This is a genomic window from Microbacterium sp. B19 (assembly GCF_000333395.1).
GTDB lineage: Bacteria > Actinomycetota > Actinomycetes > Actinomycetales > Microbacteriaceae > Microbacterium.
The window spans coordinates 1-13,915 of sequence record NZ_BADA01000179.1 but is presented as its reverse complement, the minus strand read 5'-3'; the positions used below and the strand labels follow the sequence as shown (position 1 = coordinate 13,915).

Sequence of the window (13,915 nt, the reverse complement as noted above, 5' to 3'; positions counted from 1 at the left end):
CCCCGGATTCCCGTTGCACGACCCGACGGCGGCGGTCGTCGCGCTCGATCCGCACGTCGCCGACTATCTCGAGGCTCCGGTGCGGGTCGAGCTGGACGGAACGCTCACCCGGGGCATGACCAGCGTGGATCTCCGGCCCGCACCGGAGTCCTCGGTGCGCCCGGCGGCCCGAATTGCGGTGCGCGCCCGGCGGTCGGTGGTGGAGGAGTTCGTCCACGTGGCGTTCGAGCGCCACCGCGGATGAGCGGCCTCACGCGAATCGTCGGCGGATTCACCGTGGATGCCGTCGCGCTCGCCGACGGCTCATACGACGTCGACCGCCCCGGCGGGAACGGCTTCTGGGCCGCGATGGGCGCCGCGCTGGCCGGAGGTGCCGTCGCCGTCCACGGCGTGGTCGGGGCGGACTTCCCCCTGGCCGCACTCGACCGTCTGAGTGAGTGCGGCGTCGGAGTCGATGGCATCCATCGGCGGTCCGACATTCCGAATCTCCGCGTGAGCTTCTCGTACGCCCCGGATGAATCCCGCGCCCACCCGGCCGACCCGGCCGCGATCGTGCACGTGCCGCTCGCGGACCGCGCGCGGTTCCTCGACACCACGGACCGGGCGGATCTGCTGCACGCGACCCTGCCCGCGGGAACCGACCTCGCGGGCGCATCGGCGGACGCGTGGTACCTGGGTTTGCTTCCGGCTTCCCGGTTGCGGGAGACGGTCGACGCGGTCCGGGGCCACGGATGGACGCTGTTGGACTGCCCCGACCGGCGAGAGCTCGCGCAGAGCGGCAACGGCGCGCTGAGGGACGTGCTGCCGGGCGTCGACGTGTTCCTGCCGAGCACCTCGGATGCCGCGATGTTCCTGCCGGATGTCGCCGAGCACGATCTGCCGGCGCTGTTCCACGCCTGGGGCGCGGATGCCGTCGTGCTGAAGTGCGGGTCGCGCGGGGCCGTGCTCTCGCAAAGCGGCCGTCGGTGGGGGGTGCCGGTGTTCCGCGACCCCGACGCGTGCGACCCCACGGGAGCCGGCGACGTCTTCGGCGGCGCGTGCGCGGCGGTGATGGCCGACACCGGCGATCTGTTCTCCGCCGTGGTGGCGGGCGCCGTCGCGGCATCCTTCGCCACCGCCGCACGCAGTCCGCTCGATCTCGCTCGCGTCGCGCGCGAGGACTATGACCTACGCCGTGACGTCATCGCGGCCGGAGTGGAGGACGTGTGACCAGACTCGTGATCGGTGTCATCGGGAGTGCGGGCGACACCGCGCCGGGAAGCGTGGTCGACATCCTCGACGTCGCGGCGCGGGTCGGCGCGGCCGCGGCGACCGCGGGGGCTGTGCTCGTGAGCGGCGGCACCACGGGGGTCATGGCCGCGGCGTCGCGGGGCGCTCGGGAGGCGGGCGGGTTGACCATCGGCTTCCTGCCGGACGCCGACCGCTCCCGCGCCAGTGAATTCGTCGACATCGCGTTCCCGACCGGCATGGGGACGATCCGCAACCTGCTGACGCCGCGGGTCTGCGATGCGGTCGTGATGATCGGCGGGGGAGCGGGCACCCTCAACGAACTGACGATCGCGTACGACTTCGGCACCCCGGTCGTCGCCGTCGAGGGAAGCGGTGGCTGGGCCGATCGCATCCGGTCGGTCCTGCACGAGGGGCGGTGGCTGGACGAACGGCGCACGGTCGCGCTGAGCTTCGCGAAGACCCCCGAGGATGCCGTGGCCGAGAGCCTGCGGCGTGCGAGCGAGCCACGGCGCTTCACGAGCCTTCCCGTGCACTCCGGCTCCGCCGCGGACTGACGCGGGGTTCGGCCGCCCGTCCCACGCGAAAGCGCCCGGCGACCGACGGGGTGTCGGCGGCCGGGCGCTTTCCGGGTTACGCGGCGTCGCCCACCAGGACGGCGGCGCCCTCGTCGGCCACGGTCGGGTGCGCGGCGTCGATGTGGGAGAGCGCGCGGCGGCCGAACAGCACGAAGCCGGTGGCGATCACGACCGAGACGGTGGCCATGATGTACGGCGTGCCCGTGGTCGCGGCGTGCCACAGGAACGCGGCGAGTGGCGGGGCGACGGCGCCGCCGAGGAACCGGACGGCGGAGTACGCCGACGACGCGACCGAGCGCGGAAGGTCGGTCGCCTCCATCACGGCTTCGGTGAGCGCGGTGTTGATCACGCCGAGCACGAGTCCGCCGACGATGATGCACGCGACCAGGCCCGCCGGCGAGTCGACGACGAAGGCCGCGACGAGCAGGACGACGGCCAGCAGTGGCAGCGCCAGCAGCAGGACACTGGTCAGTCGCATCCGTCGCAGCAGGAGCGGAGCGACCCACACGCTCGTGATGGCGAGGGCGACGCCCCAGCCGAAGAACGTCAGGCCGATGCCCATGGCGCCGAAGCCGAGCGGGAACGGCGAGAACGCCAGCAGCGTGAAGAACCCGATGTTGTAGAACAGCGCGGTCGCCGCGAGGATCGCGAGCGCCGGGCGCCCGAGAGCGCGGAACGGGGCGCTGAACGGGATCGGCGTGCGGGCGGGCGACGGCCCGCGCAGCAGCACCGCGACGGCCACGAACGCGATCGCCATGAGCGCGACGACACCGAAGAAAGGTCCGCGCCAGCTGGCCTCGCCCAGGATGCCGCCGAGCAGCGGTCCCACGGCGATGCCGAGGCCGAGCGCCGCCTCGTACAGCACGATCGCCGCGGAGCTACCGCCGGACGCTGCGCCGACGATCGTCGCGAGCGCCGTGGAGATGAACAGCGCGTTGCCGAGGCCCCAGCCGGCGCGGAAGCCGATGACGGCGTCGACGCTTCCGCTCAGCGCGCAGAAGAGGGCGAACACGACGATGAGGCCGAGGCCGACGAGGAGCGTCGCCTTGGCGCCGATGCGGCTCGAGATCCAGCTCGTCACGAGCATCGCGAGTCCGGTGACCACGAGGTAGCTGGTGAACAGCAGTTCGGTCTCGACGGGGGTCGCCTTCAGCGACTCGGCGATCGCGGGGAGGATGGGATCGACCAGGCCGATGCCCATGAACGCCACCACGCAGGCGAACGCGACGGCCCACACCTGGGCGGGCTGCTTCCAGACACTCGGGGCGGCGCTCATCGGGCGAGCTCCGGCTCGGGGCGGACGCGGGAGCCGAGGGCGTCGGCCGTCACCCGGACGGCATCCCAGTCGGCATCCGTCAGGTGGGCGACGTGCGGGGTGAGCGCGGCGCTGAGCACGTCGAACCAGCGATCGAGCTCCTGCAGCCCCTCGTCCGTGACGGACACGACGCTCACGCGCGAGTCGTCCGGGTGGATGCCACGGGCCACGAGGCCGGCATCCTCCAGCTGGTGCACGAGTCGGGTCATGCCGGGCTGCGAGATGCGGCTGAGCGTGGCGAGGTCGCCGAGGCGCTGCGGGCCGTGGTCGCGCAGCAGGGTGAGCGTGCGCCACTGCGCACTGGGGGTGTCGTTCTTGGTGTCGATGGCGGCGGTGCGCGTGAGGGCGTGCACCGCGAGGATCAGTCTCTGGAGATCATCGTCGCGGGTCATTCCCCTGAGTATACCCCTGTTATATAACGTGGCTATGCATCATCGTCCGGCGATCCGCGTGGAGAGCTGATGTGCGTGCGCCAGGAGGATGCGGCCGAGCTCCGCCAGGCGGTCGCCGGCGAAGCGGAACTCGACCCCGGTCAGACTCAGCGCCCACTGCGGCTCGCCGGTCCGCGTGAACACCGCGGCACCCAGGCCCCAGCTGCCCTCCACGATGAGCCCGGGATTGACCGCGTACCCGCGGGCCTTCGTGTCGGCGACCCTCGCGCGCAGCCGGGCGGGGGAGTGCGCCGTTCCCCAGCGATCCGTGAGCTCGTCGTGACGCTCGAGGTAGGCATCCACCTCGTCCGGGGGCAGGAACGCGAGGATCGCCAGACCCGCGGATGCCACGCCGAGGGGGAACCGCACGCCCTCCGACAGCACGAACGACCGGATCGGGAAGCTGCCGTCCTCGCGCACGAGGCAGACCGTCTCGTCGCCGCGTCTCACCGACAGGAACGCGCTCTCCTCGGTGCGCACGGCGAGGGAGCGCACGATGTCGCGCGCGAGGGCCGTGATGTCGAACCGGGATGCCGCGACCGTACCCATGAGATACAGCTCCGGTCCCGGCAGCCACCGTCCGGTGGCCTCGTCGCGGTCGACCAGCCCCTCCTGCCGCAGGGCGGACAGCAGGCGGTGGGCCGTGGGTCGGGTGAGGTCCGCGCGCGCGGCGAGCTCGCCCACCGCGGCGCCGTCCGCGCCCGCGGCCGTGACCAGGCGCAGGAGATGCGCGGCCCGCGCGATCGCCTGCGTGCCGGGCACGCTCGTGCGGGCGGAGGGGAGCGGCGGTGTGTCCACGATGTGGACGCTACGCGGGCTGGCATCCACATCGCAAGAAGCGGCGCGCCGCGGGCGAGGACGCGAGCGCAGGATGAAACAACCGATCCAGCACGAAGGAGTCCGCGTGATCGACAAGACCTGGCCGTCGGCGAGTGACGCCGTCGCCGACATCCCCGACGGAGCATCGCTCGCGGTCGGCGGCTTCGGCCTCTCCGGCAACCCCATCGCCCTCATCGAGGCGCTGCTCGCGCAGGGCACGCGCGACCTCTCCGTCGTCTCCAACAACTGCGGCGTGGACGACTGGGGGCTCGGCATCCTGCTCGGGGCCGGACGCATCCGAAAGATGACGTCGTCGTATGTCGGCGAGAACAAGGAGTTCGAGCGGCAGTTCCTCTCCGGCGAACTCGAGCTCGAGCTCACTCCCCAGGGCACCCTCGCCGAGAAGCTCCGCGCCGGCGGCTCGGGCATCGCCGCGTTCTACACGCAGACCGGTGTGGGGACGCAGGTCGCCGAGGGCGGTCTGCCGCAGCGGTACGACGGCGCCGGCGGTGTCGCCGTGGCATCCCCCGCGAAGGACGTCCGCACGTTCGACGTCGCCGGGCAGCCGCGCGAGTTCGTGCTCGAAGAGGCGATCACCACCGACTTCTCGCTCGTGCACGCGTGGAAGGGCGACCGCCACGGCAACCTCGTGTTCCGCAAGGCGGCGCGGAGCTTCAACCCGCTCGCCGCGATGGCCGGTCGCGTGTGCATCGCGCAGGTCGAGCACCTCGTCGAGCCCGGCGAGATCGATCCCGACGACGTGCACCTGCCCGGCGTCTTCGTCCACCGTCTCGTCGAGGTCGGTCCCGACATCGAGAAGCGCATCGAGAAGCGCACCGTCACCGAAGGAGCCCGCTGACATGGCCCTCACCCGCATCGAGATGGCCGCGCGCGCGGCCCGCGAACTCGCCGACGGTTCGTACGTCAACCTCGGCATCGGACTGCCGACGCTCGTGCCCAACCACGTGCCCGACGGCGTCACCGTCGTGCTGCAGTCCGAGAACGGCATCCTGGGCGTCGGTCCCTACCCGACGGAGGACGCGGTGGATGCCGACCTCATCAACGCCGGAAAGGAGACCGTGACCACGCTCCCGGGTGCGGCGTTCTTCGACTCCGCCACGAGCTTCGGCATGATCCGGGGCGGCAAGATCGACGCTGCGATCCTCGGCGCGATGCAGGTCTCGGCCACGGGCGACCTGGCGAACTGGATGATCCCCGGGAAGATGGTGAAGGGCCCCGGCGGGGCGATGGATCTGGTCCACGGCGCCGCCCGCGTCATCGTCCTGATGGAGCACGTCGCGCGCGACGGCTCGCCGAAGATCGTCGACGCGTGCTCGCTGCCGCTCACCGGCCGCGGCGTCGTCGACCGCATCATCACCGACCTCGCCGTGATCGATGTCACGCCCGACGGGCTCGTGCTCGTCGAGGTCGCCCCGGGCGTCTCCGTCGACGACGTGGTCGCTGCGACCGAACCGCCGCTCACCGTCCGCATCCCCGAGGAGCAGATCGCATGACCGCCCCCACCGATGTCGTCATCGTCGCCGCCGCCCGCACGCCCCAGGGCCGCCTCAAGGGACAGCTCGCGCCACTCACCGCGGTGCAGCTCGGCGCCGCCGCGATCTCCGGCGCCCTCGAGCGCGGTGGCATCCCCGCCGACGCCGTCGACGCCGTGCTCGTCGGGCAGGTGTTGCAGGCCGGTGTCGGGCAGAACGCCGCGCGCCAGGCGGCGATCGCCGCGGGGATCGGCTGGGACGTCCACGCCGCGACCGTCAACAAGGTGTGCCTCTCGGGGCTCACCGCGATCATCGACGCGTCCCGCATGCTGCGCCTCGGCGACGCGACCGTCGTCGTGGCCGCCGGCATGGAGTCCATGACCCGCGCCCCGCACCTGCTCATGAATTCCCGCGACGGCTACGCGTACGGCTCCGTCGAGGTGCTCGACCACATGGCGTACGACGGCCTCACCGACGCGTACGACCGCGAGAGCATGGGCGCGTCGACCGAGCGCGCGAACGCGCGGTACGAGGTGACACGGGAGGCTCAGGATGCCGTGGCCGCCCGGTCGCACCAGCGCGCCGCCGCGGCGCGGGAGGCCGGACTGTTCGACGCCGAGATCGTGCCCGTGTCGATTCCGCAGCGCAAGGGCGAGCCGGTCGTCGTCACCGCGGACGAGGGCATCCGCCCGGAGACGACGGTCGAGATCCTGGGGAAGCTGCGCCCGGCCTTCGCCGAGGGCGGCTCGATCACGGCGGGCAACGCCTCGCCGATCTCCGACGGCGCCTCGGCGGTCGTCCTCACGACGCGGGCCGTCGCCGAGGAGCGCGGGTGGGACGTGCTCGCGACGGTCGGCGCGTCCGGCCAGGTCGCCGGCCCCGACAACTCGCTGCACGCCCAGCCCGCCCACGCGATCGCCCGAGCCCTGGAGAAGCAGGGGATCGTGGCATCCGACCTCGATCACGTCGAGATCAACGAGGCGTTCGGTGCCGTCGTCGCGCGGTCGCAGGCCGAACTGGGGCTGTCCGACGACGTCGTGAATCCGCACGGCGGCGGCATCGCGATCGGTCACCCGATCGGGGCGTCCGGCAACCGGCTCGTCGTGCACGCGGTGCACGAACTCGTGCGCCGGGGGAGCGGCACGGCTGCCGTGGCGTTGTGCGGCGGAGGTGGTCAGGGAGACGCGCTGATCCTCACGCGCTGACCCTCACACGAACGACGGATGCCGGGCCTCGGGGCTCGGCATCCGTCGTTCCGGTTCAGCGGGACAGGCGCTTCTTGAGGAGCTTCTGCTGCTTCTTCGCGACGGGGGAGTCCCCGGCGATCATGTGGCCGCGGCGCGCCCGGCGGGTGTCGACGACCGCGCCGACGGCGAGCGCGAGGGTGATGCCCCAGCTCAGCCACGCGAGGGCGGTGCGCCACGTGAACGGCTCGTGGTTGCGCAGTCCGCGCAGCAGCGTCACGCCGCCGGTGATGGCGCTGAGGAGTCCGGTTCCGAAGATGTACTGGCGCATGCCCCCCAACCTAGCGACCCGCGCCTCCGGCGTCGCGCCGCCTTGACATCGCGAGCCCCGCCCGCGATAAACGCCATTCCTCTCGAGACATGCTGCGGCACAGCATGTCTCCAGGGAATGCGCGTTTAGCGCATTCCGGCCGCCCCGCGGAACGCCTTCACCCCGCTGTTAGCCTGGGAGGAAGCTACCGAGGAGGACCTGTGTCCCAGGCCGATTTCGTCGTCGTCGCCAATCGTCTACCGGTGGATCGCACCCCCGACGGGGAGGGGTGGCGTCGTTCGCCCGGCGGTCTCGTCACCGCCCTCGAACCCGTGATGCGTCGCGCCGAGGGCGCGTGGGTGGGCTGGGCCGGGCAGCCCGATGTGAGTGTCGATCCGTTCGACTTCGAGGGCACGCACCTCGTGCCCGTGGAGCTGTCGGCGGCCGACGTCCAGCACTACTACGAGGGCTTCTCGAACGACACGATCTGGCCGCTGTACCACGATGTGATCGCGGAGCCCACGTACAAGCGCGCGTGGTGGGACGCGTACGTCCGCGTGAACCGCCGGTTCGCCGAGGCGGCCGCCGAGGTCGCCGCGGACAAAGCCATCGTGTGGGTGCAGGACTACCAGTTGCAGCTCGTGCCCAAGATGCTGCGGGAGCTGCGGCCCGACCTCACGATCGGCTACTTCCACCACATCCCGTTCCCCGCCTACGGCCTCTACTCGCAGCTCCCCTGGCGCAAGCAGGTGCTCGAGGGACTCCTCGGGGCCGATGTCATCGGGTTCCAGCGTGTAGCGGATGCCGGCAACTTCGCGCGGGCCGTCCGTCGTCAGCTGCGCTACGAGACGAAGGCGAGCGGCATCTCGGTTCCCGACGGCCAGGGCGGGTCGCGCGTGGCCCTCGCGAAGGCCTTCCCGATCTCGATCGACGCCGACTCCTACATCGAGCTCGCCCAGCGCCCCGAGATCCAGCAGCGCGCGCAGGAGATCCGCGAGGGTCTTGGGAACCCGCGCAAGATCCTGCTCGGCGTCGACCGCCTCGACTACACCAAGGGCATCCGCCATCGGCTGAAGGCGTGGGGCGAGCTGCTCGAGGACGGTCGGGCGACGGTGGAGGATGCCACCCTGGTCCAGGTCGCGAGCCCGAGCCGCGAGCGCGTCGACGCCTACGTGCAACTGCGCGACGAGATCGAGATGACGGTCGGACGCATCAACGGCGACCACGACACCACGACCCACACGGCGATCCGCTACCTGCACCAGTCGTACCCGCGTGAGGAGATGGTGGCGCTCTTCCTCGCTGCCGACGTGATGCTCGTCACGGCCCTCCGCGACGGCATGAACCTCGTCGCGAAGGAGTACGTCGCGAGCCGAATCGACAACCGCGGGGTGCTGGTGCTCAGCGAGTTCGCCGGCGCGGCCGACGAGATGGGCAGCGCGCTGCTCATCAACCCGCACGACATCGACGGCCTCAAGGACACGATCGTCCGCGCGCTCGACATGCCCGCGGCCGAGCAGGGCCGCCGTATGCGGGCGCTGCGCAAGCGTGTGCGCGACCACGACGTCGAGGACTGGTCGCGCGAGTTCCTCGACGCGCTGTCGGCGTTCCACGACCGCGCTTCGAGCGCTGCGGCCGCCGCCGAGGTCGAGGCGGCCGTGGACGAGCCGGGGGATGCCGCGTGACCGCCGCCGACGCCGCCCTCGAGGCCGTCTCGACGACGCCCGTCCTGCTGGTCGCGCTCGATTTCGACGGAACGCTGGCGCCGCTCGTCGACGAGCCGATGAAGGCACGGATGACCCCGCGTGCGCGCGAGATCGTCGATGCCCTCGCCGCGCTGCCGGACACGGTGGTCGCCCTCGTCTCCGGCCGGTCACTCGGCCACCTGCGCGAGATCGCCGAGCACGACGACCAGTCGCCGGTGTGGCTCGCCGCCTCGCACGGCGCGCAGTTCTGGGTGCCGGGCGCGGGGGAGGAGGCCGCTCCCGACGACGCCGACGACCTCGCGCTGCGCGACCGCCTGCACGACGAGATCACGGATGGCCTCGCCCACCTCGACGGCGTCTGGATCGAGCCGAAGGAGTTCGGCGTCGGGGTGCACACCCGGAGAGCGGATGCCGAGACCGCTCGCGAAGCGCGCGAGATCGCGGATCGTCTGGTCGCCGATCGCGCGCCGGAATGGCGGCGTCGCACGGGCCACGACATCCTCGAGTTCGCGTTCCGGCAGGAGGGCAAGGACTCCGCCGTGCAGCACCTGCGGGAGCGCACGGGGGCGACCGCCGTCATCTTCGCGGGCGACGACGTCACCGACGAGGACGCTCTCCGCACCCTGGGGCCGGGGGACCTCGGCATCCATGTCGGGACCGGCGACACGGCCGCGGTCCTCAAGGTCGCCGACATCGACGGATTGGTCGACGTGCTGGAGGCCGTGGCGCGTCAGCGTGTCGCCCACGCGCAATAGACTGCGAGAATGCCCGCACCGCAGAATCCGAACACCGGTGAGTTCGATATCAAGCCCCGCAGCCGCGTCGTCACGGATGGCATCGAAGCCACCACGTCCCGAGGAATGCTCCGTGCCGTCGGCATGGGCGACGAGGACTGGGACAAGCCCCAGATCGGCATCGCGTCGAGCTGGAACGAGATCACGCCCTGCAACCTGAGCCTCGACCGTCTCGCGCAGGGCGCGAAGGAGGGCGTGCACGCCGGCGGCGGCTACCCGCTGCAGTTCGGCACCATCTCCGTCTCGGACGGCATCTCGATGGGCCACGAGGGCATGCACTTCTCGCTGGTCTCGCGCGAGGTCATCGCGGACTCGGTCGAGACCGTCATGATGGCCGAGCGCCTCGACGGATCCGTGCTCCTCGCCGGCTGCGACAAGTCGATCCCGGGCATGCTCATGGCATCCGCTCGTCTCGACCTCTCGAGCGTCTTCCTCTACGCCGGCTCGATCGCGCCGGGCTGGGTCAAGCTCAGCGACGGCACCGAGAAGGACGTCACGATCATCGACTCGTTCGAGGCCGTGGGTGCGTGCCTGGCGGGCAAGATGAGTGAGGCCGACCTCAAGCGCATCGAGTGCGCCATCGCGCCGGGTGAGGGCGCGTGCGGTGGCATGTACACCGCCAACACGATGGCGTCGGTCGCCGAGGCCCTCGGCCTCAGCCTGCCCGGCTCCGCCGCCCCGCCGTCGGCCGACCGCCGTCGCGACTACTTCGCCCACCGCTCGGGCGAGGCCGTGGTGAACCTGCTGCGTCAGGGCATCACGACGCGCGACATCCTCACCAAGGAGGCGTTCGAGAACGCCATCGCCCTGGCCATGGCGCTCGGTGGCTCGACGAACGTCGTCCTGCACCTCCTCGCGATCGCGAACGAGGCCGAGGTCGAGTTGTCGCTGCACGACTTCAACCGGATCGGCGACAAGGTTCCCCACGTCGCCGACATGAAGCCCTTCGGCAAGTACGTCATGAACGACGTCGACCGTCACGGCGGCATCCCGGTCATCATGAAGGCGATGCTCGACGAGGGCCTTCTGCACGGCGACGCGCTCACCGTCACGGGCAAGACCCTGGCCGAGAACCTCGCCGACCTGAACCCCGACCCGGTGGACGGCAACGTCATCCACCGCTTCGACGACCCGATCCACGCCACCGGCGGCATCACGATCCTGCACGGGTCGCTCGCTCCGGAGGGTGCGGTCGTGAAGACCGCGGGCTTCGACGCCTCGGTGTTCGAGGGCCCTGCCCGCGTGTTCGAACGCGAGCGTGCGGCCATGGACGCCCTCGAGGCCGGAGACATCAACGCCGGCGACGTCATCGTCATCCGGTACGAGGGCCCCAAGGGCGGCCCGGGCATGCGCGAGATGCTGGCGATCACCGCCGCCATCAAGGGCGCGGGGCTCGGAAAAGATGTACTACTCTTGACGGACGGTCGATTCTCAGGCGGCACAACCGGCCTCTGCATCGGCCACATAGCTCCCGAAGCGGTGGACGCAGGTCCTATCGCCTTCGTGCGCGATGGTGATCTGATACGGGTCGATATCGCCGCTCGCACTCTCGACTTGATCGTCGATGACGCCGAGCTGAGTTCCCGCCGCGAAGGCTGGGAACCGCTTCCCCCGCACTATACCCGTGGCGTTCTGGCCAAGTACTCGAAGCTCGTGCACTCCGCTGCGGAGGGCGCGGTTACGGGCTGACGGCCGTCCCCCTTTTACCCCCACCTGGTTCCGAGGTACCACCATGTCCGCCGAATCCGCCACGGCCGTTCCCCGGCCCCCCGCTCGCACCGCTCCGGCGCCCGTGCTCACGGGCGCTCAGGCGGTCGTCCGTTCGCTCGACCTGCTCGGCGTCACCGACGTGTTCGGTCTGCCGGGCGGCGCGATCATGCCCGTCTACGACCCGCTCATGGACGACGAGAACGTCCGTCACATCCTCGTGCGCCACGAGCAGGGCGCCGGCCACGCGGCCGAGGGCTACGCCGCGGCGTCGGGTCGTGTCGGAGTCGCGATCGCGACGTCCGGCCCCGGCGCCACGAACCTCGTCACCGCGATCGCCGACGCCTACATGGACTCGGTGCCGCTCGTGTGCATCACCGGTCAGGTCTTCTCGACCCTCATGGGAACGGATGCCTTCCAGGAGGCCGACATCGTCGGCATCACGATGCCGATCACGAAGCACTCCTTCCTGGTGAAGTCCGCCGAGGAGATCCCCGGCGCGATCGCTGCCGCGTTCGAGATCGCGTCCACCGGTCGCCCCGGCCCCGTGCTCGTGGACATCACCAAGGACGCGCAGCAGAACTCGGCGCCGTTCGTCTGGCCGCCGAAGATCGACCTGCCCGGCTACCGTCCCGTGACGAAGGCCCACGGCAAGCAGATTCAGGCCGCGGCGCAGCTCATCGCCCACGCGAAGAAGCCGGTGCTGTACGTGGGCGGCGGTGTCATCCGCGCGCAGGCGTCGGCCGAGCTCAAGACGTTCGCCGAGGCGACCGGCGCTCCGCTGGTGACGACGCTCATGGCGCGCGGGGCGTTCCCCGACTCGCACGACCAGCACCTCGGCATGCCCGGCATGCACGGAACGGTGCCCGCCGTCCTGGCGCTCCAGGACAGCGACCTCATCGTGTCGCTGGGCGCGCGCTTCGACGACCGCGTGACGGGCAAGGCCTCGCTCTTCGCCCCGAACGCGCAGGTCGTGCACGTCGACATCGACCCGGCCGAGATCTCCAAGATCCGCACCGCGGACGTTCCGATCGTGGGAGACCTCAAGGAGGTCCTCGTCGACCTGGATGCCGCCTTCCGCCAGGCGGCATCCGAGACCGAGGTCGACTATTCGGAGTGGTGGACGTTCCTCAACGGGCTCCGCGAGGAGTTCCCCCTCGGCTACACGCCCACCACCGACGGCCTGCTGTCGCCGCAACACGTGATCCAGCGCATCGGCGAGATGACCGGTCCCGAGGCGATCTACGCCGCGGGGGTCGGCCAGCACCAGATGTGGGCGGCGCAGTTCATCAAGTACGAGCGCCCCAACGCGTGGCTGAACTCCGGCGGCGCCGGCACCATGGGCTACTCGGTTCCCGCCGCCATGGGTGCCAAGGTCGCCGAGCCCGACCGCGTGGTGTGGGCGATCGACGGTGACGGCTGCTTCCAGATGACCAACCAAGAGCTCGCGACCTGCGTGATCAACGACATCCCGATCAAGGTCGCGATCATCAACAACTCGTCGCTGGGTATGGTGCGCCAGTGGCAGACACTGTTCTTCGACGGTCGCCACTCCAACACCGACCTCAACACGGGGCACGGGACGCGTCGCATCCCGGACTTCGTGAAGCTGGCCGAGGCGTACGGATGCCTCGCGATCCGGGTCGAGAAGGAGGACGAGATCGACGCGGCCATCCAGCTCGCGCTCGACACCAACGACCGTCCCGTCGTGATCGACTTCGTCGTGAGCGCGGATGCCATGGTGTGGCCGATGGTCCCGCAGGGCGTCAGCAACAGCTACGTCCAGTACGCCCGCGATCACTCGCCCGCCTTCGCCGAACAGGAGGACTGAGATGTCTCGTCACGTTCTGAGTCTCCTCGTCGAGGACAAGCCCGGTCTGCTCACCCGCGTCGCGGGCCTGTTCGCCCGTCGCGGCTTCAACATCGAATCGCTCGCCGTGGGCGTCACCGAGGTGCCGGGTCTGTCCCGCATCACGGTGGTCGTCGACGTCGAGGGTCTGCCCCTCGAGCAGGTGACGAAGCAGCTGAACAAGCTCATCAACGTCATCAAGATCGTCGAGCTCGACCCCGCCAGCTCGGTGCAGCGCGAGCACGTGCTCGTGAGGTGCCCGGCGATGCGACCGCGCTCGTGCACCTCGAGCGCGGGGGTGTCGTCGAGTCCTTTCCACTGCCGGACGGGAGGCGGCGGCTCGTCGCGTGGGCCGGGACGTCGGACGTTCCGGATGCCGCCGAGTTCCTCCGCACCGCACTGGCGGAGCGCCTGCGGCTGGACGTCGATACCTCGGATGCCTCGACTTTTCGGGTGCGACGGGCGGTGGCGCCCGCGCTAAGGCGAGGACGCGTGCTAGTCG

Annotated in this window: 15 protein-coding genes; 11 read left to right on the top strand and 4 right to left on the bottom strand. The window is 70.8% G+C overall.

Annotated elements, in window-relative coordinates:
• The 3 genes from I5G_RS06865 to I5G_RS21125 all read left to right on the top strand — a co-directional run.
• Positions 1–244, top strand: a 244-nt coding sequence (locus I5G_RS06865; RefSeq protein WP_026095713.1) for a nucleoside hydrolase, incomplete at its 5' end; no start/stop codon positions are given.
• Positions 241–1,209, top strand: coding sequence for a carbohydrate kinase family protein (locus tag I5G_RS06860; RefSeq protein WP_022878397.1), 969 nt, complete (start codon positions 241–243; stop codon positions 1,207–1,209). The genes I5G_RS06865 and I5G_RS06860, both read left to right, overlap by 4 nt.
• The gene (locus I5G_RS21125) at positions 1,206–1,784 is read left to right on the top strand and encodes a TIGR00725 family protein (protein WP_022878396.1); all 579 of its coding nucleotides are present in this window, start codon (positions 1,206–1,208) and stop codon (positions 1,782–1,784) included. Before I5G_RS06860 ends, I5G_RS21125 begins: the two co-directional genes overlap by 4 nt.
• Before the next feature lie 76 nt (positions 1,785–1,860).
• Here I5G_RS21125 and I5G_RS06850 read toward each other — a convergent pair whose 3' ends face one another.
• Genes I5G_RS06850 through I5G_RS06840 form a run of 3 tightly spaced genes read right to left on the bottom strand, consistent with a single transcriptional unit; the run spans position 1,861 to position 4,349 of the window.
• Positions 1,861–3,081 (bottom strand): MFS transporter, encoded by a 1,221-nt coding sequence (locus I5G_RS06850; RefSeq protein WP_022878395.1) that lies wholly within the window; start codon positions 3,079–3,081, stop codon positions 1,861–1,863.
• Positions 3,078–3,512, bottom strand: a complete 435-nt coding sequence (locus I5G_RS06845) for a MarR family winged helix-turn-helix transcriptional regulator (RefSeq protein WP_022878394.1) — start codon at positions 3,510–3,512, stop codon at positions 3,078–3,080. Before I5G_RS06845 ends, I5G_RS06850 begins: the two co-directional genes overlap by 4 nt.
• A gap of 39 nt (positions 3,513–3,551) precedes the next feature.
• A complete protein-coding gene (locus I5G_RS06840; RefSeq protein WP_022878393.1) occupies positions 3,552–4,349 on the bottom strand; it encodes an IclR family transcriptional regulator in 798 nt (265 codons plus the stop codon).
• Between the two features lie 106 nt (positions 4,350–4,455).
• Between I5G_RS06840 and I5G_RS06835 the strand changes: the two genes are divergently transcribed.
• Genes I5G_RS06835 through I5G_RS06825 form a run of 3 tightly spaced genes read left to right on the top strand, consistent with a single transcriptional unit; the run spans position 4,456 to position 7,068 of the window.
• Positions 4,456–5,229 (top strand): CoA transferase subunit A, encoded by a 774-nt coding sequence (locus I5G_RS06835; RefSeq protein WP_022878392.1) that lies wholly within the window; start codon positions 4,456–4,458, stop codon positions 5,227–5,229.
• A 1-nt stretch (position 5,230) separates the two neighbouring features.
• Entirely contained in the window at positions 5,231–5,884 is a 654-nt protein-coding gene (locus I5G_RS06830) for a 3-oxoacid CoA-transferase subunit B (protein ID WP_022878391.1), read from the top strand.
• A complete protein-coding gene (locus I5G_RS06825; protein WP_022878390.1) occupies positions 5,881–7,068 on the top strand; it encodes an acetyl-CoA C-acetyltransferase in 1,188 nt (395 codons plus the stop codon). The genes I5G_RS06830 and I5G_RS06825 overlap by 4 nt, the downstream gene beginning before the upstream one ends.
• Before the next feature lie 55 nt (positions 7,069–7,123).
• Here I5G_RS06825 and I5G_RS06820 read toward each other — a convergent pair whose 3' ends face one another.
• Positions 7,124–7,378 (bottom strand): hypothetical protein, encoded by a 255-nt coding sequence (locus I5G_RS06820; RefSeq protein ID WP_022878389.1) that lies wholly within the window; start codon positions 7,376–7,378, stop codon positions 7,124–7,126.
• A 200-nt stretch (positions 7,379–7,578) separates the two neighbouring features.
• Between I5G_RS06820 and otsA the strand changes: the two genes are divergently transcribed.
• The 5 genes from otsA to ilvN are packed head-to-tail and all read left to right on the top strand — an operon-like array spanning position 7,579 to position 13,894.
• The gene (otsA, locus tag I5G_RS06815; RefSeq protein ID WP_022878388.1) at positions 7,579–9,042 is read left to right on the top strand and encodes an alpha,alpha-trehalose-phosphate synthase (UDP-forming); all 1,464 of its coding nucleotides are present in this window, start codon (positions 7,579–7,581) and stop codon (positions 9,040–9,042) included.
• Positions 9,039–9,818: a trehalose-phosphatase gene (gene otsB / locus I5G_RS06810; protein ID WP_022878387.1), complete on the top strand. Its 780-nt coding sequence runs from the start codon at positions 9,039–9,041 to the stop codon at positions 9,816–9,818. The genes otsA and otsB overlap by 4 nt, the downstream gene beginning before the upstream one ends.
• Positions 9,819–9,827: 9 nt before the next feature.
• Positions 9,828–11,546 (top strand): dihydroxy-acid dehydratase, encoded by a 1,719-nt coding sequence (gene ilvD, locus I5G_RS06805; protein ID WP_022878386.1) that lies wholly within the window; start codon positions 9,828–9,830, stop codon positions 11,544–11,546.
• Positions 11,547–11,589: 43 nt separating this feature from the next.
• Entirely contained in the window at positions 11,590–13,395 is a 1,806-nt protein-coding gene (locus tag I5G_RS06800; protein WP_022878385.1) for an acetolactate synthase large subunit, read from the top strand.
• Position 13,396: 1 nt separating this feature from the next.
• A complete protein-coding gene (ilvN, locus tag I5G_RS26400) occupies positions 13,397–13,894 on the top strand; it encodes an acetolactate synthase small subunit (RefSeq protein WP_022878384.1) in 498 nt (165 codons plus the stop codon).
• Positions 13,895–13,915 lie beyond the last annotated feature (21 nt).

Excerpts from the sequence above, each read along its gene's own strand:
- I5G_RS06825 (WP_022878390.1), top strand. The coding sequence starts at position 5,881 with ATGACCGCCCCCACCGATGTCGTCATCGTCGCCGCCGCCCGCACGCCC.
- ilvN (WP_022878384.1), top strand. The coding sequence starts at position 13,397 with ATGTCTCGTCACGTTCTGAGTCTCCTCGTCGAGGACAAGCCCGGTCTG.
- I5G_RS06800 (WP_022878385.1), top strand. The coding sequence starts at position 11,590 with ATGTCCGCCGAATCCGCCACGGCCGTTCCCCGGCCCCCCGCTCGCACC.
- I5G_RS06860 (WP_022878397.1), top strand. The coding sequence starts at position 241 with ATGAGCGGCCTCACGCGAATCGTCGGCGGATTCACCGTGGATGCCGTC.
- ilvD (WP_022878386.1), top strand. The coding sequence starts at position 9,828 with ATGCCCGCACCGCAGAATCCGAACACCGGTGAGTTCGATATCAAGCCC.
- I5G_RS06820 (WP_022878389.1), bottom strand. The coding sequence starts at position 7,378 with ATGCGCCAGTACATCTTCGGAACCGGACTCCTCAGCGCCATCACCGGC.
- I5G_RS06850 (WP_022878395.1), bottom strand. The coding sequence starts at position 3,081 with ATGAGCGCCGCCCCGAGTGTCTGGAAGCAGCCCGCCCAGGTGTGGGCC.
- I5G_RS06845 (WP_022878394.1), bottom strand. The coding sequence starts at position 3,512 with ATGACCCGCGACGATGATCTCCAGAGACTGATCCTCGCGGTGCACGCC.
- I5G_RS06830 (WP_022878391.1), top strand. The coding sequence starts at position 5,231 with ATGGCCCTCACCCGCATCGAGATGGCCGCGCGCGCGGCCCGCGAACTC.